The organism is Pseudomonas sp. C27(2019) (genome assembly GCF_008807395.1).
Taxonomy (GTDB): Bacteria; Pseudomonadota; Gammaproteobacteria; order Pseudomonadales; family Pseudomonadaceae; genus Denitrificimonas.
This window is the reverse complement of record NZ_CP043320.1, coordinates 119,118-145,885: the sequence shown is the minus strand read 5'-3', so window position 1 is coordinate 145,885 and position 26,768 is coordinate 119,118. Positions and strand designations below refer to the sequence as shown.

Below are 26,768 nucleotides of genomic sequence, written 5' to 3'. Positions count from 1 at the left end.
CCTAAAAACTCTCTCTAATTTTTTAAATTGCAAATCAATCATTTGATTTCTTTTATGTAATTTTTAACTCCCTCATTAATGGAATAGTTTCTCATTCCATCCTGAGCTTTCTTACGCAAACCGACACTCTGCTTTGAATCACTTAAAATATCTAATATTTTATTAAATAACATTTGGTCATCAAAAAAATCGATAAGCCAACCATTATCGCCATGACGAATTACTTCACGCACAGGCTCTGTATCAGAGGCAATCACCAAGCAGCCGCTGGCTAACGCTTCAAGTAGCGACCAAGACAATACAAATGGATAGGTTAAATAGATGTGAACTGCAGACACCTGCAAGGCTTTGCAATACGTTGAGTATTCCACCTTGCCTAGAAAATGCACTCGACTTTGATCAACAGGATTTTCACACAAAAGCTTGCTACGCCAGTTAGCTGCATCTTTAGGGGGGCTGCCGTAACTGACATTGTCACCACCGATAATTACAACTTGGCACGTGGTATGTGCTGCTAACACACGCGGTAATGCCCGCATAAACTGATGAAAGCCCCGATAAGGCTCTAGGTTGCGCGCTACGTAAGTAATGGTGGGTTCGCCAGCCTTGAGTACCTTGCCGTTAGGTAGCTGCAAGACCGCCTTACTGTCTGGCCCTAAGCGGGTGACATCAATACCTTCATGGATGACTTTGATCTTATCTTGGTAAGCCACAGGGTGAAAACTGTGTTGCCAGTGGGTTGGAGTAATAGCAGTATCACAATTTTCTAAATTAAGCAGATGCAGCTCATTGCGACTGCTGATGCGCGCGCAATCATCCATCGTCAAGGGGAATTCAGGGGCAAACCCAACATCGGCACCCTGTGTATGATAATAATACTCGCAGAAATGAATCAGCCGTGTTTTTGGGAAAACCTGTTTTACATAAAGCGTTTCACCCCATCCTGGGTGTGCGACAACGACATCTGGCTCATATCCATCCTGCTGTAGTTTTAGGGGTCGTCTCAGAAAACGGAAAATAAAGCACGCTAAGCGTGCGTGGAGGCTGGCACCCAGCGGTACAGCGTCGGAATGGACACGCCGAGGTTCTTGGCCACGTCCTTGGGCGGCACCCCGCTGGCCAGCAGCTTCTTGGCCGACTCGATCTTGCTGTCGGTCATCTTCGGCTTGCGGCCGCCTTTGCGGCCGAGCTGCTTGGCGACTTCCAGCCCGGCGCGGGTGCGCTCGACGGTCAGCTCGCGCTCCATTTCGGCAAGGCTCGCCATGACGTGGAAGAAGAACCGCCCGGATGGTGTGCCGGTGTCGATGGAGTCGGTGAGGCTCCTGAACTGGACACCGTGCTTGTGCAGATCGCCGACCAGATCGACCAGTTGCTTGACCGACCGGCCCAGCCGGTCGAGCTTCCAGACGACCAAAGTATCGCCTTCGCGCAGCATTTCGAGCGTCTTGGCCAAGCCAGGCCGGTCTGCCCGCGTGCCACTCACCTTGTCCTCGAAGACCTTTTTACATCCGGCCTTGCTCAAGGCTTCGCGTTGCAGCTCCAGGTTCTGATCCTGCGTCGAGACGCGCGCATAGCCAATCAACATGGCTTGTCTCGCGCCCGGTCGATGCGTTCCTGCATCGCCTGCATCACTTCTTCGTGGGTGTACGATCTGGCGTTGGCGTCGGTGGCTTGCCGCAGGGCTTCCTCAACCTCGCGCGTCATCCGCTCGTAATCCTCCGGCCACAGCGCTTGCTCCATGCGCAGCGACGCCTGACCCAGCAGGTGCAGCAGGCTGAACAGCCGCATGTCGTTGGTGGCGACGATGCGCTCCCGAATCTGCTCCTGAATAGCTTCGCTAGCCCGATGCGCTTGTGGTGTGGCAGTCCCCTCGTAGTCAGCGGGGAATTCCGCTTCCTCGGCAATCCTTGCCCAGGCGCTGGCCAGCGCCTCGATGGTTGACGTGCTCATTTCCGCCGCTCCTGTGCTCTTTGGCGAATCAACCGGCCAAGGGGCCTCGACGCGAAAACCAGCAGCATCACGCCTATCGGATACCAGGTCGAGAAGACCACCAAGGCATCGAAGGCTGGCCGTCCGGTGTTGGTAGGCAGTACGGCGGTCACAGCCATCAACCCGCCGACCGTCCAGATGATGCGCCACACGTAGGGCATCACGCGGGGCACGTAGCCGTCATCGAAAGCGGTCTGGTAGTAGCGGCGCAGGCCGCGCTCGGCAAGCGCCTGGCGCTGCCGCTCCGACAGCGCATCCGTCCGGCCATACCAGCGCCGGAATGGTGGACAGCGCAGCAGCAAAGGGGTGAAGAGGATCATCACCGCCACGATCGCGACACCCCACGCCATGACGGCGCCGGCATCGGGCCGCTTGGCGTTCTCGATCACGGGCGCGAAGACGCCCGGAGCACCGATCATCCAGAACAGCGCAATGTGCTGATGGAAGGAGAGCTTCATTTGCTCATCCACTTGCGCAGCAGGCGCTTTTTCAGGGAGGCGCGTTCTTGCGGGTTGCGTCCCTTGTGATTGGCGATGCGATCCGCCGTGGCGGCCTGGCGCTTGACGGGCCAGTAGGAGCGGCCATCCTTGCCCATCGACCAGACGCTGCTGGCCTGGTTTTCCAGCAGGGGCAGATGGGCGCTCAGGGCTTCGGGCGACGCGCTGGTCAGCGCCGTGCGCTCACGGGTGCGCCAGCGCTGATGCCAGAGCTTCTTGTCCTCGCGCTCGCTGCCGCAGGTCGTGTGCCCGACGATGGGTGTTTTGCGGCGGCTGCGGCTCATAACGTAGTGGTCTCCAAGAACATTCAGGACTGATCCCAGGCGTCGATGGTCAAGACCTGATCGGCAGGACAGGCGGCTACGCGGTCGGGAACTGGATGGTGTTCAGTCTCATGCCGACCCCATTCGATTGATCGCGTCGCTTGCGGCACGCTGCGACGCAAGGAGGTTTGCGACCTGGTTTAGCAGCCGTGTCCGCTGCATGTCTGTTACCTATCTCCCCGACCGCTCATTGGACCAACTCCAGAGATTGGGCTCTATCGCTCAGCCAATACGAAACCGGCATTGGCTGATGCCACAACCGAGACGAACACAAATGGCTCGGTACCTGTATTTCGCGCCCCGTGCACTTGGCCCGGTCTTGCCACGGCTATCTCACCTTCCCTGAGGGCACGAACAATCCCATTGCCCTGAAAGTAATCAGCCATTCCCGACAAAACAGTCCACGTGTCTTGGCCGTGAGGATGAATGTGAGCCGCAATTTCCTGCCCGGGATGGACATGCCAAACCACGATAATTGAGTCTCGGGTTTCAAGCACAACGGAACGAATAGGCTCGCCTTCGGACGGCTGAACATACTCGGCTACAGAAAATATTCTCGATTCAACAGTCATCGGAGATCCCTCTTTCACAGTGCCCCCAGACAGGCTGGATATGAGTTCTAACTCGAATTTGAACGGGAGGCTGGTCGTGAGATGATATGCAATCAAGAATAGAATTTCAAGAACTATTTTCGAGAATCGCAATGCCTTGATTCCCGTGCCGCGCCGGTTGCCTTGGCGGGCTTGTCACAAACCTACGTTTTCAAGAAGAAGGAAACCGCATGCCCCGCCGTTCGATCCTCTCCGCCGCCGAGCGCGAAAGCCTGCTGGCGTTGCCGGACACCAAGGATGAGTTGATCCGTCACTACACGTTCAGCGAAAGCGACCTCTCCATCATCCGGCAGCGGCGCGGCCCGGCCAATCGGCTGGGCTTCGCGGTGCAGCTCTGCTACCTGCGCTTTCCCGGCGTCATCCTTGGCGCTGATGAGCCACCGTTCCCGCCATTGCTGAGACTGGTCGCCAACCAGCTCAAGGTCGGCATCGAAAGCTGGGACGAGTACGGGCAGCGTGAGCAGACCCGACGCGAGCACCTGGTCGAGCTGCAAACGGTGTTCGGCTTCCAGCCGTTCACGATTGGCCACTACCGGCAGGCTGTCCAGTTGCTGACCGAGCTGGCCATGCAAACCGACAAGGGCATCGTGCTGGCCAGAGCCTTGATCGAGCACCTGCGGCGGCAGTCGGTCATTGTGCCCGCCCTCAACGCCGTCGAGCGGGCGAGCGCCGAAGCGATTACCCGCGCCAACCGGCGTCTCTACGACGCCTTGGCTGAGCCGCTGACGGACGTGCATCGCCGTCGCCTCGACGATCTGCTCAAGCGCCGCGACAACGGCAAGACGACGTGGCTGGCCTGGCTGCGGCAATCCCCGGTCAAACCGAACTCGCGGCACATGCTGGAACACATCGAACGCCTCAAGGCGTGGCAGGCGCTCGACCTGCCCTCCGGCATCGAGCGGCTGGTTCACCAGAACCGGCTGCTCAAGATCGCCCGCGAGGGCGGCCAGATGACGCCCGCCGACCTGGCGAAGTTCGAGCCGCAGCGGCGTTACGCGACCCTGGTGGCGCTCGCCATCGAGGGCATGGCCACCGTCACCGACGAAATCATCGACCTGCATGACCGCATCCTGGGCAAGCTGTTCAATGCCGCCAAGAACAAGCATCAGCAGCAGTTCCAGGCATCCGGCAAGGCGATCAATGCCAAGGTGCGGCTGTTCGGGCGCATCGGCCAGGCGCTGATCGAGGCCAAGCAAGCGGGCCGCGATCCGTTCGCCGCCATCGAGGCCGTCATGTCCTGGGATGCTTTCGCCGAGAGCGTCACCGAAGCGCAGCGGCTCGCGCAACCCGAGGACTTCGATTTCCTGCACCGCATCGGCGAGAGCTACGCCACGCTGCGCCGCTACGCGCCGGAATTTCTCGACGTGCTCAAGTTGCGGGCCGCGCCCGCCGCCAAGGACGTACTCGACGCCATCGAGGTGCTGCGCAGCATGAACAGCGACAACGCCCGCAAGGTGCCCACCGACGCGCCGACCGAGTTCATCAAGCCGCGCTGGCAGAAGCTGGTGATGACCGACACCGGCATCGACCGGCGCTACTACGAACTGTGCGCGCTGTCGGAGCTGAAGAACGCGCTGCGCTCCGGCGACATCTGGGTGCAAGGCTCGCGCCAGTTCAAGGACTTCGAGGACTACCTGGTGCCGCCCGCGAAATTCGCCAGCCTCAAGCAGGCCAGCGAATTGCCGCTGGCCGTGGCCACCGATTGCGACCAGTACCTGCATGACCGGCTGACGCTGCTGGAAACGCAGCTCGCCACCGTCAACCGCATGGCGCTGGCCAACGAGCTGCCGGACGCCATCATCACGGAGTCGGGCCTGAAGATCACGCCGCTCGATGCGGCGGTGCCCGATACCGCACAGGCCCTGATCGACCAGACGGCGATGATCCTACCGCACGTCAAGATCACCGAATTGCTGCTGGAGGTAGACGAATGGACGGGCTTCACCCGGCACTTCGCCCACCTGAAGTCAGGCGACCTGGCCAAGGACAAAAACCTGTTGCTGACCACGATCCTCGCCGACGCGATCAACCTGGGCCTGACCAAGATGGCGGAATCGTGCCCCGGCACGACCTACGCCAAGCTGGCCTGGCTGCAAGCCTGGCACATCCGCGACGAAACCTACGGGGCGGCACTGGCCGAGCTGGTCAACGCGCAGTTCCGACATCCCTTCGCCGAGCATTGGGGCGACGGCACCACGTCATCGTCGGACGGCCAGAACTTCCGCACCGGCAGCAAGGCCGAGAGCACCGGCCACATCAATCCGAAATACGGCAGCAGCCCAGGGCGGACGTTCTACACCCATATCTCCGACCAGTACGCGCCGTTCCACACCAAGGTCGTGAACGTCGGCGTGCGCGACTCGACCTACGTGCTCGACGGCCTGCTGTATCACGAATCCGACCTGCGGATCGAGGAGCACTACACCGACACGGCAGGGTTCACGGACCACGTCTTCGCGTTGATGCACCTGCTGGGCTTCCGCTTCGCCCCGCGCATTCGTGACCTGGGCGACACCAAGCTATACATCCCGAAGGGCGATGCCACCTACGAGGCGTTGAAACCGATGATCGGCGGCACGCTCAACATCAAGCACGTCCGCGCCCATTGGGATGAAATCCTGCGGATGGCCACCTCGATCAAGCAGGGCACGGCGACGGCCTCGCTGATGCTCAGGAAGCTTGGCAGCTACCCGCGCCAGAACGGCCTGGCCGTCGCCCTGCGTGAGCTGGGACGCATCGAGCGCACACTGTTCATCCTGGACTGGCTGCAAAGCGTCGAGCTGCGCCGCCGCGTGCATGCCGGGCTGAACAAAGGCGAGGCGCGCAACGCGCTGGCCCGCGCCGTGTTCTTCAACCGCCTGGGGGAAATCCGCGACCGCAGCTTCGAGCAGCAGCGCTACCGGGCCAGCGGCCTCAACCTGGTGACGGCGGCCATCGTGCTATGGAACACGGTCTATCTGGAGCGGGCCGCGAACGCCTTGCGTGGCCACGGTCAAGCCGTCGATGACGGCCTGTTGCAGTACCTGTCGCCGCTCGGCTGGGAGCACATCAACCTGACCGGCGATTACCTCTGGCGCAGCAGCGCCAAGATCGGCGCGGGCAAGTTCAGGCCGCTACGGCCGCTGCAACCGGCTTAGCGTGCTTTATTTTCCGTTTTCTGAGACGACCCCTTTTAGCAACAGCCGCAATACTTGCTGGCCATTTAAAACTGCTTCCTCGAAAGTCCGAGCGTATGGATGTGTTTTTGAACTGGCCTTACGATGTGGGCGATACTTGTGAAGTTGAACACTGTCCAAACCAGGCGCATGATCCTGCCCAATCGCCAACACTCTAAAATTAGACAAGTCCGCTAAATGCCTAGCAATATGGCGAAACTGACCGGGAAAATTCTGGTGAATAAAAAGCACATCCATTGAGCTTTATCCTTGCGCATCACACTAGCCAAAAAGCATATGTATAATGAGTCAAAATGCTACATCACGTATGTAGCTATTATTTTTTCTTAAACTACTCTCAATACAACCCCCCATACAGTAGACTGCATCACAGAATCAAAATGAATTATTAAAACCAATATTCAGTCTGCCTCTATCATCCAGTGATGCTAACCACTTTTCATCTACCATCCCTAGCCTTAATATGGTACGTATAATTCCAGACCAGTAAAATCTAAAAGCTGCTCCAAGGTCATAGTTAGGTAGGGCGTTTGTTTTTGCATTCTAAAATTTATTCTGGTTAGATTAAGTCATGTCTCGCTATTCGTTGAATAGCAACATGCCCGTAGCCTAGCTACACACCCTAAAGTCTGTGTGCATTTGAAAAACAGACCATCACCATTGGTGACAATGCCCACTAAACTCATTTCGTACAAACCCACAGGGGAATACTCATCCCCTAGGGATCATAGTATTTCCTCTTTGCTAAACTCTGAGGAAAAAACCATGACTACTCAAGCACAATTCTTTGATCTGCACACTCGCGGCATTGGCTACTTAAACCGTGTTCGTGAAGTAACAGTCAAAAAAGGAAATCCTTTCATGGCTTGCACGATCGCTGCTCTACGCGGTGATACTGATAGCCCTGAATACACTTACTTTGATACTCGTGTTTCCGGTGAAGAAGCTGAAAAGCTGATTCGTCGTTGCCAACCCGCAGCTGAAGCCGGTAAAAAAGTTTTAGTGGGATTCACCATTGGTGATATCTACACTGAAACATTTGTGTATCAGAAAGGTGATAAAAAAGGTGAGACAGGTGTAACCCTAAAAGGCCGCTTGTTACGCATCTCCTTTATCAAAGTAGATGGCGAAACCGTATGGCAACAAGCTCCGTCAGAGCATTCAGAACCCGCTGAGCACAATGAGCCGGCACAACCTGAAAATGATACTGATGCAGCTTAACGCTTCAATCCGCCGCACCATCAAGGCTCCCAACTTTTAAAGTTTGGAGCCTTTTTTGTCACTCAATCGCTATTTTTTACCAGCGCATACCAGCACCAATAATATGGCAGTCATCTGGCTTTTTGTCTCTAATGGATTTTACATATTCGTTCCACTGCTCTTTATTCATGGACTTATCGTTTTGGTCTACTTCATCCTGCAGTTGAACACATGCTTTTTCATTATTTTCAATAGTTACTAGCCGTTCGGCAAGGTATTGACTGTCAACGCGTGTACCATTTATTGGGCCAAAATAAAGAGCATCCCCGTTCTCGGATAGCTTCAACGGCATATTGTCATAAGATAAACCATCGGCTGTTTCTGCAAGAGCAATAGCATTACTTTTACGAATGACGTCCTCAACAAAAAGGTATGCATCGCCATCTTTCTTAATCTCGGCAATTTTCTCAGTGCCCGATAGATTATGACTGTATTTATAAAGCCCAACAGCACTTTCATTGCTATCACTGCAGGCTGTAATGCCAAATGCAAGCACGGCAATAACCATTAATTTAATTTTCATGCTACCTTCACTATGTCTTGAGTAAAATATAAAATCGACCTTACTATGGCCTCCGATATTCTCGCAGCCAATAAATTCTCACATATGTAATAACGCTAAACACAGAAAAGCGCATACATTAAATAACATCCCGTTGATGTAGAAAGCTTCATAAGGCGGCCAAACTCAGCTATCCATCACTACCATTAGGTATACCTACTACATAATACTAAACTAACCAGTAGCTTCGGGGAAGCAAAGCACCGGAAAACCTGCCCAGTGAAAGCCACGTGTCTTGCGACTGTAGCGGTGGTTTCGTGTCGTTAAGTGTTAACGACACGAAACCAAAAACTCAGGATTAAAGTACAGCTTAACCCTCCCTCTATCATTCTCATAAATCACTCTCTCTAAAAATTTTATAGCTTCTTTTTTGCCTTTAAACTGAACACTAGCTATCGAGAAAGCTAAGGCTGCTCTTTTGAGATCTCTGTACGGATTTTCTGACTCTATAAAAGTATCTTGCCACTCTTGCGCAGAAATTGTTATCGGAGCAGAAACTCCCAAAAGGTAATCTAATGGTTTCAACTTTGATAAAGCAAGACTCCTAAGGCGCAAAGCACATAGAGGCATATTATATGAGGCTTCAATTAATTTATTCGGGATGGAAACCATGATTCTGTTTTCTCCTTTAGTCAAACTCCTCACATGATTTCACTTGCCTTAATTCAAGTAACGACCATTTTGTCGGTATATCAATATTTATTTCACTTAACGCCGAAACTCAGAAACATTTGAGGCAATATCTGTTTTTCGGCAGCAAAAATGGGCAACGAGGTAAGCTCCAAGTAACTAAATAAAAGACAACCAATCAGGTAGCGCATCTAAATCGACTAAGATTTGACCTGATGGAATTTCTTCAAGATTAGCCTTTAGCTTTCTGCCAGACCCATCTGGAATATCAAAAACCACGTTGAAATGCAGCACATCCTGAAACACTCTTGCAGCTCTTTCAGCCGCGACTTGGACATCAACGACAAGGCTCTCACCATTGTTTTTTAAGTCAGTATGAATTACAACCGGAGCACCCTGCCCCCTGATACCAAAGGGAGTTTGATTAGTATGCGGTGCAACTTGGTCTAAGAAGTAACAGAGATGGTCTCGATTCCGAGGTGCAATTCCACCATCAACAATTCCCTCAGCCACCAGAGACGCTATACGAGCAATAGCATTCAGTTGATCAAGAGAAAGGCTTGTCAGCGTGTTGCCTGATCTGTCACTCCCGCCTAAAGCTCCAGTATTTGAGTCGATCACAGCTGTACGGTGAACTAAACAATGCCGATGCTCAACGGTATTGGCATATACAGCGCCAATTGCCACCCAAACCTGGCGATCAGATGTTAGAACGTGAAAGCCACCGGCTCCTTGTGCCGCGTGAATTTGCTTAGCACTGATTGACCACTCATATCCACTTCTACGGTCTGCCGTAAGGGCTCCGACATTGAGGATTAGCTCCACTGCAAGGTCTAAGACCTTCCAGGCAGAACCAAACAACAACGGCGCAAGGTCGCTTTTTATGCTCTCGACGGCGCTAGCAGATAAATTATCAGTAAGCGTAATCTGGACAGTCGCAGCAGTAGCACTTCCTCGTAAATCAATAGAATCATTTTCACAACCTGAGATCACTGGCAACATTTTGTCAAGAACGTAAGTTTCGAATGCGACGGCATCCTGAAATTCTCTAACAGTAGTGATCATTCGCACTCCCACCGTTGACTATTGGACTGTCGTGATATTTTATCGGTGGATCTAGCTTGCTCAGCTCAATTACTAGGTCATTGACTATTTCGGCGTAGCTATTCTCTTCAGGCTCATACTGTTCTTCAGTGTGAGCCCAAGTCAGTTCCCAATTTCCGCGTATGTGTGAGAGCTGACGTGTAAGCATATAATCAAATAGGCTACTCCAGCTAAAAAACTCTTGGATTCTTTCATCCATAACTAGACCTTAGGCTAATACATAACGTTTGAACTCAGCGAACCTTTTTCATGATCGGCCGAAACGACTGATTAGCAGCCGTCACACACCCGCTTTTGTACGGAAATGCTCAAGCACTGCCAAGGAATGCGTAAGTAACTCCTCGCTACGTACAGGGTCAAACCATGTACCGTTAAACTTGGCTCCATGAAAGAGGTTGTTACGTACACGACAAATATGGCCGAACAGTATTTGAACTGACTTTTCAGTAGCAGGCACATCTGCCCATACCACCTTCCCATTATCTGCTATTTGCTTCTTCGGCGGCTGGTCAAGAATATAGTCTGCAGCATGGACCGACTGCGCTAATTCGACTCTGAAATTATTTCCCACAATTTCATTTGCGAAGCGATCCCAGTCAACAGAAATATTTCCTAATCTGTCAGATTTGAATAAGCCCCTCTCCTTAAGCGTGGATTCGTATTGTGCGAATAGTTTGAAGAATTGGAATGCTAATTGGTCAAGATAAGTGCTCATTCTGGGCTCTTGCGCTGTTAACGCCTCGTTAAAAAGCAAAAAAATGTTGTCGAAGATTAGCGACGAAGGAGAAAAGCCAACTATTTTCTCCTTTAATCGACTTATTATGAGTCTATGTACCTTGCACCCAAGCAACTACTTGCTCTGTATAATTACTTTCTGTGCATTTTGGTAAAGAACCCTAGTTTAATAATGTGCATTCACCAGATAGCCTATTCAGACATACAGTGTAATGTTAAGAGTAAACTTCTGAACACACCCTCTCGATTTCACTACTTTCATTAGTCTTTTTCAATGTCCATCTAAACCGATCCAACCAAAATCACTTTGTTTACGGTTTTTGATCTCACTTTTTTGCATGCTACTGACTCCACTTCTTCGGAGTCTTATCCATGAAACACAGCTTACCACTGTCAGCCCTTTTACTCGCCATTGCTCTAACAGGCTGCGCAACACAAGCACCAACAGTCAATTATACTGATGGCAGCCGTGGCGCTCGTAACCCAGAACAAGTTACGCCAGATATTTACCCTACTGGTGCCAAGGCCAGCCAAGAGCCGGTTATTCGTGAAGGGCGCTATCGTTTAGTCAGCACTAAGCCCTCAGCTGAACAACAAGATTTACTTGCCCAAATCATTACCTTTAATGCCAATTTCGCCGTACACAACACCGTTAAAGATGCACTAGATAGCGTCACTGCACGATCAGGCTACCGTCTATGCCCTGCGCATGCAGAGCACATTAAAAACCTCTATGCACTGCCATTACCTGAAGCTCATAAAAAAATTGGCCCGATGACCCTGCGCAATGCCTTACAAGTTTTAGCTGGCCCTGCATTTAGCGTAGAAGTAGACGAGCTCAAGCGCTCTATTTGCTTCACTGTGCGTTCCGAATACGACAAACCTATTCGTTTAGCGCCAAGCGTTAATGGTGAGTTGTGATGGTAAATCTCAGAACCTATAAAGCATTATTGGTCTTAATCTTAGCCAGTTGGAGCCACCTAAGTCTGGCCAACTCTCAGATCGAAAACAGCCAAAAAACAACAACCGAACAGGTATCAAGCGACAGCAATGCTCAAGCAATCACACTCACTAACTCTGAAAAAGCAGCCGTTTGGGGGCTAACATCTGATGAGTGGGATAAATTCGAAGCTCTGATGCAGGGACCTCGCGGCTATTGGAGTCCTAATCTCGATCCTTTAACCGTACTGGGTATTGAAGCTAAGACGCAGGCCGATCGCATGCGTTACGCAGAGCTCCAAGCTAAGGCTGAATACCATCGTACCGAAGCCGAGCTGGCTTACCAGCGCGCATATGACACAGCTTTTCAAACGCTCTTTTCTGACCAGCTCATTATCACCTCTCCTGAAGCCACTGAAGAAGATTTTCCGCCTCTAAAACAGCAAGGCTTACCTGATGAACTGCCACTCATTGTGTTTGTGGATATACGTTGCAAACCCTGTGATGCTTTGATTCAACGCCTGCAGTCAGAGCAAAAGCGTATTGATGTGTATGTCGTTGGCACACAAAACAATGACAAAGCTATTCGTGACTGGGCAATGCGTGTGGGCATTAAGCCTGACTTAGTTCAACGCAAACTCATCACGCTGAATCACAACAATACCGAGCTGCAAGCACTATCCAAAGCCAAGGATATAAAAAACGTAACACTGCCAATAATGTTTAAACGTCTGGGCTCCCAATGGTCAAAAGTCGAGCTGTAATCATCACTGCAATAAGTGTTTCGATATGGGCACAGTCAGCTCAAGCGGCTGTGCCTTCTGCTTATCAACTGATCGCACAAACAACGGGTGTTCCACCCGTTGTGCTGTATGCCGTTGCCCTGCAAGAGTCCGGAAAAACAATTCATCCAAAACTGCATAGACCATGGCCTTGGACGCTTAACGTAGCCGGTAAAAGTTACTACTACGCAAACCAGCACAAAGCCTGTACAGCGCTACATATCGCGCTCAAAGCTCATAACCCCAAGAACATTGACGTGGGGATCGCTCAAATTAACTGGGGCTGGAATCCTGGGATATTTGCATCGCCTTGTGAAGCGCTCAATCCGTACAAAAACCTCACCGCAGCAGGCCATTTATTACGCAAACACTATCGCGCATCAGGCGATTGGAATGTTGCTACTGGCCTGTATCACCACCCTGCCGGTGGGCACATTGCAGCACGCTACCAAAAGTCTGTTGCTCAGCGCTTAAATACGCTGCGCTATATCACCACCACACAGAAATGAGACATACCGTATGAGAACTCTCAAAAATATCAGCTCACTTGTAGTCTTATTACTCAGCACACAGGTCAATGCGAATGACCTAACTGTGCTCTCTGCAGGTGGTTCATCAGCATCACGTTACTATGAATCCTTATCAATACAATCCTCTGAAAAAGCCATCCCGCCATTGCCAAAAATTCAAGTGCATGACATCAACAACATGATGTTTCCGGTTAAAAGCAACCTAACCCCTGGCTATGTACAAGCAAGAACGATTAACGCCAACGGCTTAGCTCAACCCATTTTTCTAATGGGATACGACGAAACTTCCATTGAGTGGCTGCAACAACGCAGAACCATACTTATTGAGCTTAATGCCATCGGCTTAGTGGTTAACGTGCCTGATGCCGAAGCCATGGCTTATCTGCAAAGCTTAGTACCTGAACTCATGATGTCTCCTGTACCAGGAGATGATATTGCAGAACGTATTGGGACAAAGCATTACCCGTTTTTGCTAACGCGCAACAGCATTGAACAGTAATGACAGAGGCGCATAATGAGTAAGCATATTCTTGAGTCAAAACTACGTCCTGCTGTTGAGTTCTACAGTGCATCTGTATTCTTTTCTGCCGCAACACTCTGTGTGTATTCACCTTGGGCGATTGCACTGGCTCCCAGTATTGGCCTTGCTACCGGTGGTTGCTATGCGCTCGCCGGTGCGATTCGTTTCAAGCAAGGGCTCAATGTTGTTCGTTACCGGCAAAACCTCAAGCGCTTACCAATCTATGAAATGACCAGCTCACAGATACCAGTAAGTAATAAATTTCTGTTTATGGGCAGAGGCTTTGAGTGGACTCGTATTCACACCCAACGGCTAATGGATGCAAACGACCCCAACGTCGCGCACTTGGTCGAACCTTCCTCAGCTTTTCGGTTGGCTCGTTATTTGGAGAAAAGCCTAGAGGACAGCAAAGTCCTATCTTTCATACCAAAAATGACACAGTGGGACAGCCGTCTAAATCCAATTCGCCCACTACCACCAGTAGGCGGTTCATCACTGATACATGGCGTAGAGCCCAACGAAAAAGATGTCTACATGCCTTTGGGTGAACGGGTTGGGCATACGCTCGTCGTGGGTACCACCCGCGTGGGTAAAACTCGATTGGCCGAAGTTTATGTCACCCAAGACATTCACCGTGGTGATGTCACCATCATGTTTGATCCTAAAGGTGATGCTGATTTACTCAAGCGTATGTACGTTGAATGCAAACGTGCTGGGCGTGAAAAAGAGTTTTATGTTTTTCACTTGGGCTACCCGGATATTTCTGCGCGTTATAACGCTGTTGGCCGGTTTGGACGTATCTCCGAAGTGGCTGGCCGTATTTCTGGGCAACTCTCTGGTGAGGGTAACTCAGCAGCCTTCCGTGAGTTTGCTTGGCGGTTTGTAAACATCATTGCCAAAGCGCTTGTCGAGCTAGGCCGCCGACCTGATTACACTCAAATTGCTCGCCACGTCGTCAATATTGATGAGTTGTTTATTGAGTATGCAAAGCTCGCCTTTGAGCGCGACAAGCAAGTCAATGCATGGGAAATCATTGTTGAAATTGAAAACAAACTCAATGATAAAAACATACCAATGAACATGCGTGGACGCGATAAGCGCGTCGTTGCTGTTGAGCAATACATTTCACAATCCAGTTTTTTTGACCCAGTGATGGATGGCTTACGCTCTGCTGTGCGTTATGACCGTACCTACTTTGATAAAATTGTTGCGTCTCTTTTACCCCTACTGGAGAAGCTCACCACGGGTAAAACAGCTGAGTTACTCGCACCTAACTATGCTGATCTAACTGACCCAAGACCCATTTTTGACTGGATGCAAGTCATCCGCAAAAAAGGTGTGGTGTATGTCGGCCTCGATGCTATGTCTGATGCCGTCGTTGCCTCTGCCGTTGGTAACAGTATGTTTGCTGACCTCGTTTCCGTTGCCGGTCAGATTTATAAGCATGGGATTGATGAGGGCTTACCTGGTGGTAACGCTTTCGCTAAGCGCGCCATTAACTTGCATGCTGACGAGTTTAACGAACTGATGGGTGATGAGTTTATTCCTCTCATTAACAAAGGCGGTGGTGCTGGCATGCAAGTGACCGCTTACACCCAGACCATCAGTGACATCGAGGCTCGAATTGGTAATGCGGCCAAAGCTGGACAAGTCGTTGGTAACTTCAACACTCTGCAAATGCTACGTGTACGTGAAACCAAAACAGCCGAGTTGCTCACTAAACAGCTACCCAAGGTCAACGTGCTCACCAACACGCTGGTATCAGGAGCCACTGATACATCCGACCCAAGTGCTGCCACAGACTTTACCTCATCATCGCAAGACCGTGTCAGTGCAACCAGTGTCCCAATGATTGAGCCTGCTCACATCGTCAAGCTCCCCAAAGGACAAATGTTTTCACTGCAAGAAGGTGGTCAGTTGTGGAAAGTAAGAATGCCCTTACCCAAGCCAGATCCTGATGATGTATTACCGGATAACCTGCAGGAACTCGCTGCACAGATGCGCAAAAACTATAACGAAAGCGCAGGCTCTTGGTGGTCAAACACCAGCAGCAGTGTGTCAGCGTCACCGCTCTCTGACGTAATGGCGATGGGCAGAGATCCTGGTACTGACTTTGAAAGCACTGTTGATGAGGAAGATTCTGATAACAGTGATGACCATATCGACTTAGATAATAACGACGACGATTCCTAATATGAGCACAAACAATCAAACGCAACCTCAAGTTGAGCAAAAGCCCAAAACATTGTTTGGCAAAACCCTAGCTCTTTTTTTTAAGATCATTGGCCTGCTGGCCATTTCGTTGTTTTTTTCTTTAATCCTTGAATACATTGGACTCGTATTCTGGTGGCCAGAAGAAGGCTGGCAACACAGCCAGAGAATGTTTCAGCAAGAATTAAGCTGGCTCAGCAATGACTTTAAACAATCACTTTTAATGAGCAGTCCTGGGCATTTTATTAGCCTGGTGATCGAGCAAGTCTTTGACTGGGTAATGATTAAAACGGGGCTCTTAGAATTGACACAAACCGCTCAAATCAAAGCCCAAGGCAAAGGCTCAAGCGCTTTTATAGCCAGCATATATGTTGTCGCAGAAGATTTTATTCTAGCCAGTGTTTTTATCGTAATGACCTTTATCATTCGATTCAGCATTCTTGTGCTATCCATTCCTCTTTTCATTATGGCTGCTCTAACAGCCGTAGTGGATGGATTGATTCGCCGTGATATTCGCAAGTTTGGAGCAGGCCGTGAAAGTAGCTTTATCTACCACCGAGCCAAAAAACTAATCGTACCGATGATTATCGCACCTTGGTTTCTATATCTGTCCGCACCGATCGCAGTCTATCCACAGCTGATTTTGATTCCCTGTGCTATCTCATTAGGCATTGCTATTTTAGTGACGATTACGACGTTTAAGAAGTATTTATAACTAAAGCATCAGAGATGATCATATGATTATGAGAACAGCTAAGAAGCTACTTGGAGTGTCTATGTTTAGTTCGGTGTTTGAAAGTTACAATAGCAATCCTAGCCTGCTAATACTTGAAATTAAAGATAAAAACCAACCTGAAGCAGAAGCTCTCGCTTGGTTGGCTGTTGAGAAGAAGGAAACATATGATAAATGCTCCGACAACACTGTTAATAAAGCTTCTCTGAATGTGACATACCAGCGCCTTGATCGCGACACTCATCATGACAAAAAAGGTTCTTTCTGTGCTGGTTATTCGCGACGCACAAATACTGTTTCTCTAACCTACAGTGATCCTGACTCATCAAGTGGCGCAGTTTTTCTTGATCTACCTGGTTTTGAAGGTCAAAGAATAGGCTCGTATTTGATGAATGTAATAGTTCAGTGGGTACAGCAGTGGCCTGAAGCGACAGTAAAAAGCATTAAGCTAGCTTCTGGCCAAGCTACACATGACAACAAAAAGCGACGCAACCGGTTTTATGAGCAGTTCGGTATTGTCTTTAATTACATTGATGAAGAGCTCTCTGCAGGACTATCAAGCCCCATGCTTGTAAAAGACCTGAATACAGTGGATTCATGGAAGCAAAATATCGTTGAACATAATTTAATCCATTTTTTAGAGAACATGCTCACCTCTAAAGAGTCTTTGGTGTCTAAGATTGACGGCCTTGAGAAGTCTAACGAATACTTCACCAAAGAAAGAAATAAAGCTGAGGCTGCTCCCATTCGATGGGCTATTAAAACTCTATATAATAAATATGCACTGCTCTCCATTGTTCTCGTGCCATTAATATTAGCAGGTTGGTTTTTCATCAAATAAAGCCAGCTTACTCTCCCTCCTATAAACCTCTATTTTGCAAGCTAAAAATAAACCGATCAAACCAAAATCGGTTTGTTTGCAGTATTTTTTCTTGCAATGCATAAAGTTGATGTCCGTACGCAATACACCCTTATGGAGCGGGTATGGACAAAACTTCTCAAACACATCAACGGCGTTTACCCAAGTCAGGCTTAGCAGCTTTATGCATCGCTACGCTCATGACAACAGGTCATGCCTACGCATCTTCTGAGGCCTTTGAGCGTGAGCAACTTATGCTCATTCAAAAGCAACTGCATAACGCAGAACTGCTATTGAAAAATGCTCAAAAAAATATCACACCAAATGAAACAACACGCTTTTGGTTTGACTATCAACGCCTCGAAAAAGATCTACAACAAATTCAGTTGGGAGTTCAGAACTATCTGAGCCCCCATCGCGCACAGCCGAGAGACTCGCATGACGTTGCCCGTTCATACAGTCGGGATGTGCGCGAACTGAATGCATCAATGGGTGCAGCCAATGGCACTCACTGAGCAACAACGTCAAGCCTTCAATGCAGCATCAGGTGTGGGTAATAACGCCTTATCAGGCAGCAATACCCTATTCCTCTCTGTACTACTAACCCTCGTATTCCTATGGGCTGCATGGGTGCTTTTATCCACCTACAAAGGCTGGGCTAATAAATCAGTCAGAACAGGGGAAGCAGGCGCTGTGTACGTCAGAGTAGGTGTACTCATTGTTGTATTGATCTGGTTTGTCCTTTCTTAAAATCTCGGAGTTCATCATGTTTCAACGCATTAAAAGCAACTTTAAAAAAACCCAAAACAAAGCACTTCTGATGCTGTTCAGTGTGCTGTCATCACCTGCATTTGCAGACCTTCCAACCGTTGAAGATCCATCGCGCGGCCAAGGCAGCGGCATCTTTGAAACCATGAAGAACTATGCCTATGACGCTGGCATTTTTGTTGGTTTGCTCATTGCAACCCTCGGTTTTCTAGGTGTGGCTTGGCATGGCATCGCTGTGTTTTCTGAAGTTCAGAACGGTAAGAAAAAATGGAGTGATTTTGGTGCAGTTGTCGCGGTGGGGGTAATCCTCGTTGTGGTTGTCATCTGGCTGCTCAGCAAAGCTGCAGACATTCTTTAATCGCCCCGAAGAAGCATTGACGTATGAATAACAAAGTTGAAACCAGCCATGACGGAACCGTCATGTTCCTACCAGAACGTCTGAATCGAGATCCAACCGTGATTCGCGGTATGACGGCAGATGAAATGTTTGTCATCGCCTTAATTGGCGTAGTTCTCGGTCTTGGTCTTGGCATCTTTCTATGGATTGTTACAAGTGAAGCCGCGTTGATCGTTACGTCAATGTTTCTTATCGGTCCTGTGCTCTGCCTGTTCTTTGGAAGCTCTTTGCTACGAAGAATGAAGCGAGGACGACCTAACACCTGGGTGTACCGCGCCGCGCAATACCGACTTGCCAAACGCGGTATCAATATAGGCATCGAAGCCCTGATTCTACGCTCCGGCAACTGGTCAATCAGACGTGAAAACAGACACCGACAGGCGTTACTCAAACTACTGCAACAGGATGAAAAATGAGTCGCTTTAAAAATACAGTCGATCAACAAAAAGCGCATATCAATACGCTGCGAGCTGCATTAGTTGGCGTCGTGATTATTTGCGCAGCCTTTTGGTACGGCTGGAAATCAGCCCCTAATACGCTAACTGTGCATGTCCCACCCGACTTACGCTCAGGTAGCACTCGCCTATGGTGGGATGTTCCACCAGAGAACGTGTATAGCTTTGCGCTCTACATTTTCCAGCAACTCAACCGCTGGCCAAACAGTGGTGATAAAGACTACTCAAAAGCCATTTACTCACTGCAAAACTACCTGACTCCATCCTGCAAAGCAGAACTGGAGGAAGATCATCGTTCGCGCCAAATGCGCGGAGAACTGCAAAAACGAGTACGTGGTGTTTACGAGATTCTTGGTCGTGGTTACGTCGATAAGCCCACGTTTAGAGTGCAGCAAAGCAGTCAAAACTCATGGCTCGTTAATCTGGATCTGAATGCTGATGAGTACTTCTTAACTGAACAAGTTAAGCGCTCAGTCGCACGTTACCCAGTGAAGATTGTTCGTTACGACATTGATCCATCCAAAAACCCATATGGCCTGGCATTCGATTGTTTCTCTGGCCAAATCCAACGCCTCACAATTGAGGGTGAACAGAATGAATAAATTACGCTCAATGGCTTTGTCTGCCTGCGCTCTATTGCTGAGTCAAAATCTATTGGCAGTAGAGCTTGTCCAATGGGAGCGGTTGCCCATTGCCGTTCCTTTGGTTAAAGGCGAAGAACGCATCATCTTTCTTGATAAGAATGTGCGTGTTGGAGTGAGTAGCCAACTGGCGAACACACTGCGCGTCCAATCGGCTGCCGGTGCATTGTACTTATTGGCCAATGATGAAATTGAACCCACTCGCCTGCAGGTACAAGACGTTGAAACCAGTGAGGTCATTCTACTGGACATCGCTACTGTACCCAGCACCGGCACAGTACTTGAACCCATTCGTATACTTTCCGAAGGCGATGCCTCTCTAGCTCGCTCTGATGAAGAAGGCAAGGCAATTGCTGACAAGCAAACACAAGCATTAAAAATACCCGCTCCAATTGCTTTAACCCGCTATGCCTCACAAATGATGTACGCGCCTTTGCGCACCGTAGAACCCGTATCAGGCATCACCCAAGTCCCAATAAAAGTTACTGGTGATGATCTGCCCATCCTGCCGACTTATCCCGTTAAAGCAAAAGCACTCACAGCATTCAAAATGGGCAGCTATACGGTAACAGCGGTCAAGCTCCAAAACACACAGCGCAGCAACTTGCAGCTTGACCCACGCGACATACAAGGTCACTTCTACTCTGCAACCTTCCAGCACAACTGGTTAGGAACACACGGCACAGCTGAAGACACCACCATTGCCTACCTTGTGACACGCAACGGCGGTATCGAAAACGCTTTATTGTCGCCAGTACTGTTGCCAGACCTTGGAAGCAAGGAGGCTCGCCATGAAAAGTAATACGTTACTTAAATTCATTGTGCCAGCCGTGATTCTGGCCATCGTTATTATTCTGATCGCTTTCAAATCACCTAAGAAGCCCAACCAAGGTGAACAGCACTTTGAGCTATCACTTTCCAAGGAAGAAGCTAAAGAGCTCGGCATCGAGGGCGACACACCTCAAGACACGTTGCGCACCCTCGTTGGTGAGTTGAAAAGTATGCGTACACAAATCAACACATCCAATGAGCGCAGTGCCACTTTAGCCAACGACAATAAGCGGTTTGAGGAGCGTGAACGAGCATTAGAAGCGCGTATCAATCAAGCCGTACAAGCCGCCTCAGAAGATGCTCGAAAAGCAAAAACAGAGGCGCTGCAGCTCAATGAGCAAGCCATGCAAATGTTTGCAGAGCTGCAGGAAAAAGTCTCTGGCTCAGGCATCTCACAATTGCCTATTGGCTTAGGTTTAGAGGCTGGCTTGTCAGACAGCTTTGAGCCTACTGAAAGTGTTGTGTGGGTTGAGCCAAGCGATGCAGTCCAGGTTATCAAAGGCAAGCCAGCAACAAGCTTTACATTCCCTAATTCTTTCACCAATCCGTTAGATGGCTCTATTTTAGATAAGTCGCATCAAGACCTAAAAGCAGCTTACAAAGGTGAGCGTAATCTCGGTAAACAACCGCGTAGGCAAGACGAGCAAAAGCCTATGTATACCATCGCAGAGAACTCTACTCTGATGGGCTCAACAACTATGACAGCGCTCATTGGTCGTGTGCCCATTGATGGCTCCGTCAACGATCCATACCCCTTCAAAGTGTTAATTGGTAAAGACAACCTCGCCGCCAACGGCATTGAGTTACCCGAAGTCACTGGTGCAGTGATGGCAGGAACCGCCACCGGCGATTGGACGCTATCGTGTGTACGTGGCCAAGTTGAGTCCATCACCTTTGTATTTGAAGACGGCACAATTCGCACCGTTCCAGAACCAGAGAAAGTAACCCGTGGTCGCGGCTCAACCACGAGCAGCAACATCGACAAGATCAGAGGCGGTATTGGCTACCTAAGCGACCCTTACGGGATTCCATGCCTAGCCGGTGATCGCAAGTCCAACGCTAAAGAATATATCGGTAATAACGCACTCATCACCGCTGCCGGTGCTGCGATTGCGCGCACCTTTGCTAACGATGGTGGAAGCACTCAATACAGCAGTGCCGGTAGCACCACCATTACTGATAACAACCAAGCCTTCAATTCAATTCTGACCCGTGGTGTAGGCGATATCCAAGACTGGGTAAACAAGCTCTATGGCCAAGCATTTGCAGCCGTATACGTACCTCCACACCAGCAAGTGGCCGTTCATATTGACCGCGAAATCACCATCGACTTTGAAACATTCGGACGCAAGGTAAAACACAATGAAGCAAGTATTGAAATCTATGAACTGGATTAAGTGTATTGGCGTGTTGAGCTTGGTGAGTCTGACGGCACTCAGCACAGGCTGCAGCACCCATAAAGACGAGCTGTTTCCTCACGATGACACCACAATGCTCGATATTTGGCGGCAATCTGGCACCGGCGGACTCAAGCAGGATATTGCTGAGTCGCGCTTGATGCTCAGACGCTCAATTACGGCCACTGAATCGCCACAGCACAACTACACCCGTCTTGCTGAAAACGAAATCAAAAGCCAATTTCAGCGCTTACCTAATCCCGACTTGGTGATGTATGTCTACCCTCACCTATCAGGCACAGAAGGCGCTCCAGTACCGGGTTACTCCACCGTTTTCCCTTTCTACAACAAAGTGCAATACGCCATGCCAGGTGAACGACTGGAGGACTATTGATGCTCAGTTTTTTGAAAAAGAAAACAACCTCCGAACCGACTGATATTGAACACACTGAGACAGCTGTGGTGGAGAAGATTGAACCTGCAGCAAGTTCTCAAGAGCCTATCAGAGCGACTGATGCTGATGAGCAGAAACTCTATAACGATGGGAAAAGCCCAAGCTTTAGCCAATATCTACCATGGGTTGAGTATCTGTCGGATGACAAGTGTTTCTTGTTGGATGACTGTCGCAGTGTCGGTGCAATCTTTGAGCTCACGCCGGTGGCCACAGAAGGCCGTGAACCCAGTTGGTTACAAAACGCCCGTGACCTCATCGAAGATGCGATTCAAGACTCGTTTAAAGAACTTGAAGATTCGCCATGGGTTGTGCAGTTTTTTTGTCAGGATGCCGAAGAACAACAGGAATATATCACTGGCCTAGAAGAATACATTCGTCAGCGTGACAAGAGCAAAACCGAAGGCGACAAGGCCGGTGAGTCTGAGTTCACCAAGCTGTTTCTAAAGCTCACACAGCATCACCTCAGTGCGATTGCACAACCAGGAGGGCTCTTCACAGATAAGCGTGTCACAAAGCTGCCTTGGCGCGGTAAGCGCCGCAAGATCCACATGGTGATCTACCGCTGGATTCCAGATCGTGAAAAGAACTCATCATCCATTGAGTTCATTACCCCAGAGCAGCAGTTGGAACAAATTTGTGAGCGTGTCACCGGCTCATTGGGTAGCGCAGGCATCATAACGAAGCGCATTGATGGTCGGCAGTTTTACGACTGGCTCATGCCGTTTTTTAACCCAAATCCCAAGCATGTCAAAAAGCCCAGTGATTTTTATAAGTCCGTTCCTTACCAAATGTCGGCAGGAGAAGGCGCAGATTCAGCTCTACTCGAACTACCGTTTGATCATGATTTTGCAGAGCAATTATTCTACTCAGAGCCTGTTAATGATGCAGAAAATGGTGTTTGGTTATTTGATGATGTGCCACATCGCGTCATCGTTGTAGATCGTGTACGAAAACCGCCCGTCATCGGGCAACTCACCGGCGAAATCTCCACCGGTGATGGCTTCAATGCTTTATTTGATCAGCTGCCTGAAAACACCATGATGTCGATGACATTAATGATCACGCCGCAAGACATACTCGAAGAACGCCTAAACCGGCTGGCCAAAAAAGCCGTGGGGGAAAACCTTGAGTCTGAACAGGTACGTGATGACGTTGCACGAGCCAAAGACACCATTGGTAGCAAGCATCGCTTATATCAAGCAGCCATGGCCTTCTATGTGAAAGGCGATACGATTAAGAATCTGCACGACAACTGCGTCATCCTGACCAACAAGCTCCAAAGTGCTGGCCTGCAACCCGTTGATGCCGCCGATGAAATTGCTGCCTGCAACTCGTTTCTACGCTGGCTACCGATGTGTTTCAAACCACATTTGGATAAACGCCTGTGGTACAGCAAGCTTATGTTTGCTCAGCATGCTGCAAACCTTGCCCCATTCTGGGGGCGCTCAGTAGGCACAGGCAACCCTGGTCTTACCTTTTTTAACCGTGGTGGCTCGACCCTAACATTTGACCCTCTAAACAGAGCCGACCGCTCAATGAACGCTCATGCGTTAATTTTCGGCCCTACCGGTTCAGGTAAGTCAGCCTCTTTAGTGTCCCTCATGACACAGCTAATGGCCGTATACCGTCCACGCCTATTCGTTGTCGAGGCGGGAAACAGCTTTGGTTTACTCGGTGATTTTTTCAAGCTGATGGGTTTGTCCGTAAACCAGATTTCACTCAAGCCTGGTTCAAGCGTCACGCTGGCTCCCTATGCCGATGCCGCGCTACTTGTTAACCAACCCATTGTTACAGAGGAGGATGACAGCGCAGACGATGAACAGCGTGACATTCTCGGTGAATTGGCTATTACCGCCAAGCTCATGATTACAGGTGGTGAGCTCAAAGAAATTGAGCGCTTAAATCGTGCTGATGAAAGTGTTATTCGCAGTTGCATCTTGGATGCGGCTGAAAAATGCGTCAACGAAGACCGCCCTGTTCTAACGCGAGACATCATTGCAGCATTTGAGCGTCGAGCAGAACGTGAAGAAGGTGAGCTGCGTACCCGCTACCGTGACATGGCCTCTGCCATGACAATCTTCACGCAAGGTTTTGATGGCGAGATGTTCGACAGACCAGGCTCTAGCTGGCCTGAAAGTGATGTGACGATTGTGGACTTGGCCACCTTTGCTCGTGAAGGCTACGAGGCACAGATGGCGATCAGCTACATCACGCTGATGAATACAGTCAACAACATTGCGGAGCGGGATCAGTACTCTGGCCGCGATATTGTCATGGTGACGGATGAAGGTCACATGATTACCAAGAACCCTCTGGTTGCTCCCTATGCCGTAAAAATCACCAAAATGTGGAGAAAGTTACGTGCTTGGTATTGGCTGGCCACACAAAACTTAGCCGACTTCCCAGGCTCTGCTGAAACCATGCTCAACATGATTGAGTGGTGGATCTGCCTCGTTATGCCCAAGCAGGAAATTAACGAGATTGCTCGATTTAAAGAGCTCACCGATGCACAAAAAGCCTTACTGCTTTCTGCCAATAAAGAGCCTCAAAAATATACAGAGGGCGTAGTGCTGTCGCGTAACCACGACTTTTTATTTAGAGCGGTTCCACCAAGTTTATTCCTCGCTTTGGCCATGACCGAAGGTGAGGAAAAGCGTGAACGCATGCTTCTCATGGAAGAGCACAACTGCAGCGAGTTGGAAGCTGCTTTTTATGTCGCGCAAGGCTTGGATAAAGCCCGTGGGATTGAGCCCTTGCCATGGAAGCATCTATTCCAAAATGGTGAGTGCCATGGCGACTGATGTACTGCACTCCCTGCCCTCATCTCCTTTATTACAAGCGATCGAGTACGAACTGGATCGCTTAGAACAAGCACAAGACTGGGAAGCAGTAGAGCAAATTAAAGCGCTACTGATTCCCGACTCTACTCAGTCTTTATGTGCTCATACAAATCCTAGCCATCAGGAGTACGCCAATGAATAAGTCCTGGTTAGCCCTCGTTTTATGCTGTGCTGTCAGTGCCGCACAAGCAGAAAACTTTATGTTGTTTACCGACAGCCAAAATCCTTTCACAAATGCCGAGGGACATGCTGTTGTGTATTTAGATCGCGTTAAAACCACAGAAGAACAGCTATCTGAGCTATTAGTGATTAACCCCAAAGCGCCTGATATTCAGGCCGCTAAACAACAGCTTTCTGCTTTTTTAACCTCTAGTGAAGGACAGCTCGTACAACAAGAGCTACTAGATGCTTACGCTGGTTTAGCGTCGGCATGGAGTTTAGGCATTACTCATGTTCCCGCAGTTGCCGCCAATGGCTACGTTGTATACGGCGAGCCTGACTTTCTCAAAGCACAGCAACTCATTCGTTATGCCATAGAAGATGCACAGGAGGCTTCTCATGATTAAAGCATTCCTTGTTTCGTTGCTCATTCTTGCTGGCACAGCTTTACCAGTGAGCAAAAGCCATGCTGTAAGCACAGCACAAATTATGCAATCAACTCTCAGCCCATCCTGTATGGACTGGCAAGTCGTCGGCGCTTGCTTTTGGCTCAAGTGCGTTTTGATTAAATGCAGTGTTAAAACCAGCATGAAAGTGAAGCATTTCATCCCTGAAGTCGTTGTATCCAGCTACATGAATACAGGTGCAAATCCATGGACAGACGTTGCTTCCTACAGTCAACCCAACGGCACAGCACAAGCCGGTGGCAACATGATTACGCCATCTCAAAAACGAGATAATTTACCACGCTTCAAAAATGCCGATGCTATTGGCCACCCAGGTTCATTCATGCTCAATAACATGGGGGATTATATCTGCGACAGTGCCACCACAGGCTTTATGCCTTATTACCTATCCACTTTAGATACAACCGCTTGGCGATACGGCGTACCTGAATCTCTGTATCCCGCCGCATTAATACCAGGCATGCGAGAAATCTCATCGAAAACGAACAACTGGGGCTCGGTATACCCACGTCAAGGCTTCTTAGTCCAACCTGATGATGGCAAAGCAGGCGCAGTTATGGCTCAGCGTGCAGCAGATTTTGTTGTACGAACAGGTCAGCCTCATGTGTACCTCTCCATCTCCGCACGCGCTAAAGAACAAGACGGCTGGTGGCCACCAGCAACAGCACCCATGGGCTATCAAGCGGAAGACCCTATCAAAGAAGGTGATATCACCACACACAAGTGGCAACAGCTACACCCCTCCGTCTCCAACGCCTGCACAGTTTTCCCGACCGGCGCGACAGCCACACAAAGTGAGTTAGGTGACTACGCCTGGGCATTGTGGCGGCCTTATCGCTGCTGCGAGCCCAAAGGTGCATTTTTATTTTCAGTCGGCCACTAAACAGGAGTTTATGCC

General features: G+C 49.6%; 32 protein-coding genes. 21 read left to right on the top strand and 11 right to left on the bottom strand.

The window, feature by feature from the left end; translation table 11 throughout:
- Positions 1–38: 38 nt before the first annotated feature.
- From FXF61_RS00695 to FXF61_RS00670, 6 genes are all read right to left on the bottom strand, one after another.
- Positions 39–1,007, bottom strand: a complete 969-nt coding sequence (locus FXF61_RS00695; protein ID WP_256663555.1) for a glycosyltransferase — start codon at positions 1,005–1,007, stop codon at positions 39–41.
- Positions 1,008–1,027: 20 nt separating this feature from the next.
- Positions 1,028–1,585, bottom strand: a complete 558-nt coding sequence (locus FXF61_RS14950; RefSeq protein ID WP_003100847.1) for a recombinase family protein — start codon at positions 1,583–1,585, stop codon at positions 1,028–1,030.
- The gene (locus FXF61_RS00685) at positions 1,579–1,950 is read right to left on the bottom strand and encodes a hypothetical protein (RefSeq protein WP_003100853.1); all 372 of its coding nucleotides are present in this window, start codon (positions 1,948–1,950) and stop codon (positions 1,579–1,581) included. Before FXF61_RS00685 ends, FXF61_RS14950 begins: the two co-directional genes overlap by 7 nt.
- The gene (locus FXF61_RS00680; RefSeq protein WP_003100856.1) at positions 1,947–2,447 is read right to left on the bottom strand and encodes a hypothetical protein; all 501 of its coding nucleotides are present in this window, start codon (positions 2,445–2,447) and stop codon (positions 1,947–1,949) included. The genes FXF61_RS00685 and FXF61_RS00680 overlap by 4 nt, the downstream gene beginning before the upstream one ends.
- Positions 2,444–2,770, bottom strand: a complete 327-nt coding sequence (locus FXF61_RS00675) for a hypothetical protein (protein ID WP_003100858.1) — start codon at positions 2,768–2,770, stop codon at positions 2,444–2,446. The genes FXF61_RS00680 and FXF61_RS00675 overlap by 4 nt, the downstream gene beginning before the upstream one ends.
- A gap of 254 nt (positions 2,771–3,024) precedes the next feature.
- The gene (locus tag FXF61_RS00670; RefSeq protein WP_003465043.1) at positions 3,025–3,381 is read right to left on the bottom strand and encodes a cupin domain-containing protein; all 357 of its coding nucleotides are present in this window, start codon (positions 3,379–3,381) and stop codon (positions 3,025–3,027) included.
- Between the two features lie 209 nt (positions 3,382–3,590).
- On the opposite strand from FXF61_RS00670, the gene FXF61_RS00665 reads away from it, so the two are divergent.
- Positions 3,591–6,557: a Tn3-like element ISPa38 family transposase gene (locus tag FXF61_RS00665; protein WP_003100881.1), complete on the top strand. Its 2,967-nt coding sequence runs from the start codon at positions 3,591–3,593 to the stop codon at positions 6,555–6,557.
- Between the two features lie 6 nt (positions 6,558–6,563).
- On the opposite strand, the gene FXF61_RS00660 is transcribed toward FXF61_RS00665, so the two are convergent.
- Positions 6,564–6,833 (bottom strand): hypothetical protein, encoded by a 270-nt coding sequence (locus tag FXF61_RS00660; protein WP_151183458.1) that lies wholly within the window; start codon positions 6,831–6,833, stop codon positions 6,564–6,566.
- Between the two features lie 528 nt (positions 6,834–7,361).
- Between FXF61_RS00660 and FXF61_RS00655 the strand changes: the two genes are divergently transcribed.
- Positions 7,362–7,817: an STY4534 family ICE replication protein gene (locus FXF61_RS00655; RefSeq protein ID WP_151183457.1), complete on the top strand. Its 456-nt coding sequence runs from the start codon at positions 7,362–7,364 to the stop codon at positions 7,815–7,817.
- A gap of 76 nt (positions 7,818–7,893) precedes the next feature.
- On the opposite strand, the gene FXF61_RS00650 is transcribed toward FXF61_RS00655, so the two are convergent.
- The 4 genes from FXF61_RS00650 to FXF61_RS00635 all read right to left on the bottom strand — a co-directional run bounded on the left by FXF61_RS00650 (position 7,894) and on the right by FXF61_RS00635 (position 10,867).
- Positions 7,894–8,379, bottom strand: a complete 486-nt coding sequence (locus tag FXF61_RS00650) for a hypothetical protein (RefSeq protein WP_151183456.1) — start codon at positions 8,377–8,379, stop codon at positions 7,894–7,896.
- A 309-nt stretch (positions 8,380–8,688) separates the two neighbouring features.
- A complete protein-coding gene (locus FXF61_RS00645) occupies positions 8,689–9,030 on the bottom strand; it encodes a replication initiation protein (protein ID WP_151183455.1) in 342 nt (113 codons plus the stop codon).
- A gap of 177 nt (positions 9,031–9,207) precedes the next feature.
- On the bottom strand, positions 9,208–10,113 hold the full coding sequence (locus tag FXF61_RS00640) for a hypothetical protein (protein ID WP_151183454.1): 906 nt from the start codon (positions 10,111–10,113) through the stop codon (positions 9,208–9,210).
- A 319-nt stretch (positions 10,114–10,432) separates the two neighbouring features.
- Positions 10,433–10,867 (bottom strand): hypothetical protein, encoded by a 435-nt coding sequence (locus tag FXF61_RS00635; protein WP_218571820.1) that lies wholly within the window; start codon positions 10,865–10,867, stop codon positions 10,433–10,435.
- Positions 10,868–11,259: 392 nt separating this feature from the next.
- Here FXF61_RS00635 and FXF61_RS00630 point away from each other — a divergent pair, with 392 nt between their 5' ends.
- The 19 genes from FXF61_RS00630 (at position 11,260) to FXF61_RS00540 (ending at position 26,753) form a co-directional block, all read left to right on the top strand.
- Positions 11,260–11,808, top strand: a complete 549-nt coding sequence (locus tag FXF61_RS00630) for a PilL N-terminal domain-containing protein (RefSeq protein ID WP_151183453.1) — start codon at positions 11,260–11,262, stop codon at positions 11,806–11,808.
- Positions 11,808–12,590 carry a TIGR03759 family integrating conjugative element protein gene (locus FXF61_RS00625; RefSeq protein ID WP_151183452.1) on the top strand — a complete coding sequence of 261 codons (783 nt, stop codon included), beginning with the start codon at positions 11,808–11,810 and terminating at the stop codon, positions 12,588–12,590. Before FXF61_RS00630 ends, FXF61_RS00625 begins: the two co-directional genes overlap by 1 nt.
- Entirely contained in the window at positions 12,569–13,117 is a 549-nt protein-coding gene (locus tag FXF61_RS00620) for a transglycosylase SLT domain-containing protein (RefSeq protein ID WP_151183451.1), read from the top strand. Before FXF61_RS00625 ends, FXF61_RS00620 begins: the two co-directional genes overlap by 22 nt.
- A 10-nt stretch (positions 13,118–13,127) precedes the next feature.
- Entirely contained in the window at positions 13,128–13,637 is a 510-nt protein-coding gene (locus tag FXF61_RS00615; protein WP_151183450.1) for an integrating conjugative element protein, read from the top strand.
- 15 nt (positions 13,638–13,652) lie between these two features.
- Entirely contained in the window at positions 13,653–15,851 is a 2,199-nt protein-coding gene (traD, locus tag FXF61_RS00610) for a type IV conjugative transfer system coupling protein TraD (RefSeq protein ID WP_151183449.1), read from the top strand.
- Position 15,852: 1 nt separating this feature from the next.
- A complete protein-coding gene (locus tag FXF61_RS00605) occupies positions 15,853–16,584 on the top strand; it encodes a TIGR03747 family integrating conjugative element membrane protein (RefSeq protein WP_151183448.1) in 732 nt (243 codons plus the stop codon).
- A gap of 61 nt (positions 16,585–16,645) precedes the next feature.
- The gene (locus FXF61_RS00600; RefSeq protein ID WP_151183447.1) at positions 16,646–17,443 is read left to right on the top strand and encodes a hypothetical protein; all 798 of its coding nucleotides are present in this window, start codon (positions 16,646–16,648) and stop codon (positions 17,441–17,443) included.
- A 143-nt stretch (positions 17,444–17,586) separates the two neighbouring features.
- A complete protein-coding gene (locus FXF61_RS00595; protein ID WP_151183446.1) occupies positions 17,587–17,976 on the top strand; it encodes an RAQPRD family integrative conjugative element protein in 390 nt (129 codons plus the stop codon).
- On the top strand, positions 17,963–18,211 hold the full coding sequence (locus FXF61_RS00590) for a TIGR03758 family integrating conjugative element protein (protein ID WP_178087230.1): 249 nt from the start codon (positions 17,963–17,965) through the stop codon (positions 18,209–18,211). The genes FXF61_RS00595 and FXF61_RS00590 overlap by 14 nt, the downstream gene beginning before the upstream one ends.
- A gap of 16 nt (positions 18,212–18,227) precedes the next feature.
- A complete protein-coding gene (locus FXF61_RS00585; protein ID WP_151183444.1) occupies positions 18,228–18,587 on the top strand; it encodes a TIGR03745 family integrating conjugative element membrane protein in 360 nt (119 codons plus the stop codon).
- 23 nt (positions 18,588–18,610) lie between these two features.
- Entirely contained in the window at positions 18,611–19,042 is a 432-nt protein-coding gene (locus FXF61_RS00580; protein WP_151183443.1) for a TIGR03750 family conjugal transfer protein, read from the top strand.
- The gene (locus FXF61_RS00575) at positions 19,039–19,683 is read left to right on the top strand and encodes a PFL_4703 family integrating conjugative element protein (RefSeq protein ID WP_151183442.1); all 645 of its coding nucleotides are present in this window, start codon (positions 19,039–19,041) and stop codon (positions 19,681–19,683) included. Before FXF61_RS00580 ends, FXF61_RS00575 begins: the two co-directional genes overlap by 4 nt.
- Entirely contained in the window at positions 19,676–20,524 is an 849-nt protein-coding gene (locus tag FXF61_RS00570) for a TIGR03749 family integrating conjugative element protein (RefSeq protein ID WP_151183441.1), read from the top strand. Before FXF61_RS00575 ends, FXF61_RS00570 begins: the two co-directional genes overlap by 8 nt.
- Positions 20,514–21,950, top strand: a complete 1,437-nt coding sequence (locus tag FXF61_RS00565; RefSeq protein ID WP_151183440.1) for a TIGR03752 family integrating conjugative element protein — start codon at positions 20,514–20,516, stop codon at positions 21,948–21,950. The genes FXF61_RS00570 and FXF61_RS00565 overlap by 11 nt, the downstream gene beginning before the upstream one ends.
- Positions 21,937–22,344: a TIGR03751 family conjugal transfer lipoprotein gene (locus FXF61_RS00560; protein ID WP_218571848.1), complete on the top strand. Its 408-nt coding sequence runs from the start codon at positions 21,937–21,939 to the stop codon at positions 22,342–22,344. The genes FXF61_RS00565 and FXF61_RS00560 overlap by 14 nt, the downstream gene beginning before the upstream one ends.
- Complete coding sequence (locus FXF61_RS00555; RefSeq protein WP_151183438.1) at positions 22,344–25,205, top strand: conjugative transfer ATPase; 2,862 nt, start codon at positions 22,344–22,346, stop codon at positions 25,203–25,205. Before FXF61_RS00560 ends, FXF61_RS00555 begins: the two co-directional genes overlap by 1 nt.
- Entirely contained in the window at positions 25,195–25,386 is a 192-nt protein-coding gene (locus FXF61_RS00550; RefSeq protein WP_151183437.1) for a hypothetical protein, read from the top strand. The genes FXF61_RS00555 and FXF61_RS00550 overlap by 11 nt, the downstream gene beginning before the upstream one ends.
- The gene (locus tag FXF61_RS00545; RefSeq protein WP_151183436.1) at positions 25,379–25,810 is read left to right on the top strand and encodes a TIGR03757 family integrating conjugative element protein; all 432 of its coding nucleotides are present in this window, start codon (positions 25,379–25,381) and stop codon (positions 25,808–25,810) included. The genes FXF61_RS00550 and FXF61_RS00545 overlap by 8 nt, the downstream gene beginning before the upstream one ends.
- Complete coding sequence (locus FXF61_RS00540; RefSeq protein WP_151183435.1) at positions 25,803–26,753, top strand: TIGR03756 family integrating conjugative element protein; 951 nt, start codon at positions 25,803–25,805, stop codon at positions 26,751–26,753. Before FXF61_RS00545 ends, FXF61_RS00540 begins: the two co-directional genes overlap by 8 nt.
- Positions 26,754–26,768 lie beyond the last annotated feature (15 nt).

Bases quoted from the DNA above. Each gene is read 5' to 3' on its own strand.
- FXF61_RS00625 (WP_151183452.1), top strand. From the start codon at position 11,808: ATGGTAAATCTCAGAACCTATAAAGCATTATTGGTCTTAATCTTAGCC.
- FXF61_RS00680 (WP_003100856.1), bottom strand. From the start codon at position 2,447: ATGAAGCTCTCCTTCCATCAGCACATTGCGCTGTTCTGGATGATCGGT.
- FXF61_RS00645 (WP_151183455.1), bottom strand. From the start codon at position 9,030: ATGGTTTCCATCCCGAATAAATTAATTGAAGCCTCATATAATATGCCT.
- FXF61_RS00600 (WP_151183447.1), top strand. From the start codon at position 16,646: ATGTTTAGTTCGGTGTTTGAAAGTTACAATAGCAATCCTAGCCTGCTA.
- FXF61_RS00580 (WP_151183443.1), top strand. From the start codon at position 18,611: ATGAATAACAAAGTTGAAACCAGCCATGACGGAACCGTCATGTTCCTA.
- FXF61_RS00665 (WP_003100881.1), top strand. From the start codon at position 3,591: ATGCCCCGCCGTTCGATCCTCTCCGCCGCCGAGCGCGAAAGCCTGCTG.
- FXF61_RS00565 (WP_151183440.1), top strand. From the start codon at position 20,514: ATGAAAAGTAATACGTTACTTAAATTCATTGTGCCAGCCGTGATTCTG.
- FXF61_RS00550 (WP_151183437.1), top strand. From the start codon at position 25,195: ATGGCGACTGATGTACTGCACTCCCTGCCCTCATCTCCTTTATTACAA.
- FXF61_RS00585 (WP_151183444.1), top strand. From the start codon at position 18,228: ATGTTTCAACGCATTAAAAGCAACTTTAAAAAAACCCAAAACAAAGCA.
- FXF61_RS00560 (WP_218571848.1), top strand. From the start codon at position 21,937: ATGAACTGGATTAAGTGTATTGGCGTGTTGAGCTTGGTGAGTCTGACG.
- FXF61_RS00615 (WP_151183450.1), top strand. From the start codon at position 13,128: ATGAGAACTCTCAAAAATATCAGCTCACTTGTAGTCTTATTACTCAGC.
- FXF61_RS00670 (WP_003465043.1), bottom strand. From the start codon at position 3,381: ATGACTGTTGAATCGAGAATATTTTCTGTAGCCGAGTATGTTCAGCCG.
- FXF61_RS00675 (WP_003100858.1), bottom strand. From the start codon at position 2,770: ATGAGCCGCAGCCGCCGCAAAACACCCATCGTCGGGCACACGACCTGC.
- FXF61_RS00555 (WP_151183438.1), top strand. From the start codon at position 22,344: ATGCTCAGTTTTTTGAAAAAGAAAACAACCTCCGAACCGACTGATATT.
- FXF61_RS00630 (WP_151183453.1), top strand. From the start codon at position 11,260: ATGAAACACAGCTTACCACTGTCAGCCCTTTTACTCGCCATTGCTCTA.
- FXF61_RS00685 (WP_003100853.1), bottom strand. From the start codon at position 1,950: ATGAGCACGTCAACCATCGAGGCGCTGGCCAGCGCCTGGGCAAGGATT.
- FXF61_RS00605 (WP_151183448.1), top strand. From the start codon at position 15,853: ATGAGCACAAACAATCAAACGCAACCTCAAGTTGAGCAAAAGCCCAAA.
- FXF61_RS00590 (WP_178087230.1), top strand. From the start codon at position 17,963: ATGGCACTCACTGAGCAACAACGTCAAGCCTTCAATGCAGCATCAGGT.
- FXF61_RS00650 (WP_151183456.1), bottom strand. From the start codon at position 8,379: ATGAAAATTAAATTAATGGTTATTGCCGTGCTTGCATTTGGCATTACA.
- FXF61_RS00660 (WP_151183458.1), bottom strand. From the start codon at position 6,833: ATGGATGTGCTTTTTATTCACCAGAATTTTCCCGGTCAGTTTCGCCAT.
- FXF61_RS00655 (WP_151183457.1), top strand. From the start codon at position 7,362: ATGACTACTCAAGCACAATTCTTTGATCTGCACACTCGCGGCATTGGC.
- FXF61_RS00635 (WP_218571820.1), bottom strand. From the start codon at position 10,867: ATGAGCACTTATCTTGACCAATTAGCATTCCAATTCTTCAAACTATTC.
- FXF61_RS00620 (WP_151183451.1), top strand. From the start codon at position 12,569: ATGGTCAAAAGTCGAGCTGTAATCATCACTGCAATAAGTGTTTCGATA.
- FXF61_RS00595 (WP_151183446.1), top strand. From the start codon at position 17,587: ATGGACAAAACTTCTCAAACACATCAACGGCGTTTACCCAAGTCAGGC.
- FXF61_RS00540 (WP_151183435.1), top strand. From the start codon at position 25,803: ATGATTAAAGCATTCCTTGTTTCGTTGCTCATTCTTGCTGGCACAGCT.
- FXF61_RS00570 (WP_151183441.1), top strand. From the start codon at position 19,676: ATGAATAAATTACGCTCAATGGCTTTGTCTGCCTGCGCTCTATTGCTG.
- FXF61_RS00545 (WP_151183436.1), top strand. From the start codon at position 25,379: ATGAATAAGTCCTGGTTAGCCCTCGTTTTATGCTGTGCTGTCAGTGCC.
- traD (WP_151183449.1), top strand. From the start codon at position 13,653: ATGAGTAAGCATATTCTTGAGTCAAAACTACGTCCTGCTGTTGAGTTC.
- FXF61_RS00640 (WP_151183454.1), bottom strand. From the start codon at position 10,113: ATGATCACTACTGTTAGAGAATTTCAGGATGCCGTCGCATTCGAAACT.
- FXF61_RS00575 (WP_151183442.1), top strand. From the start codon at position 19,039: ATGAGTCGCTTTAAAAATACAGTCGATCAACAAAAAGCGCATATCAAT.
- FXF61_RS14950 (WP_003100847.1), bottom strand. From the start codon at position 1,585: ATGTTGATTGGCTATGCGCGCGTCTCGACGCAGGATCAGAACCTGGAG.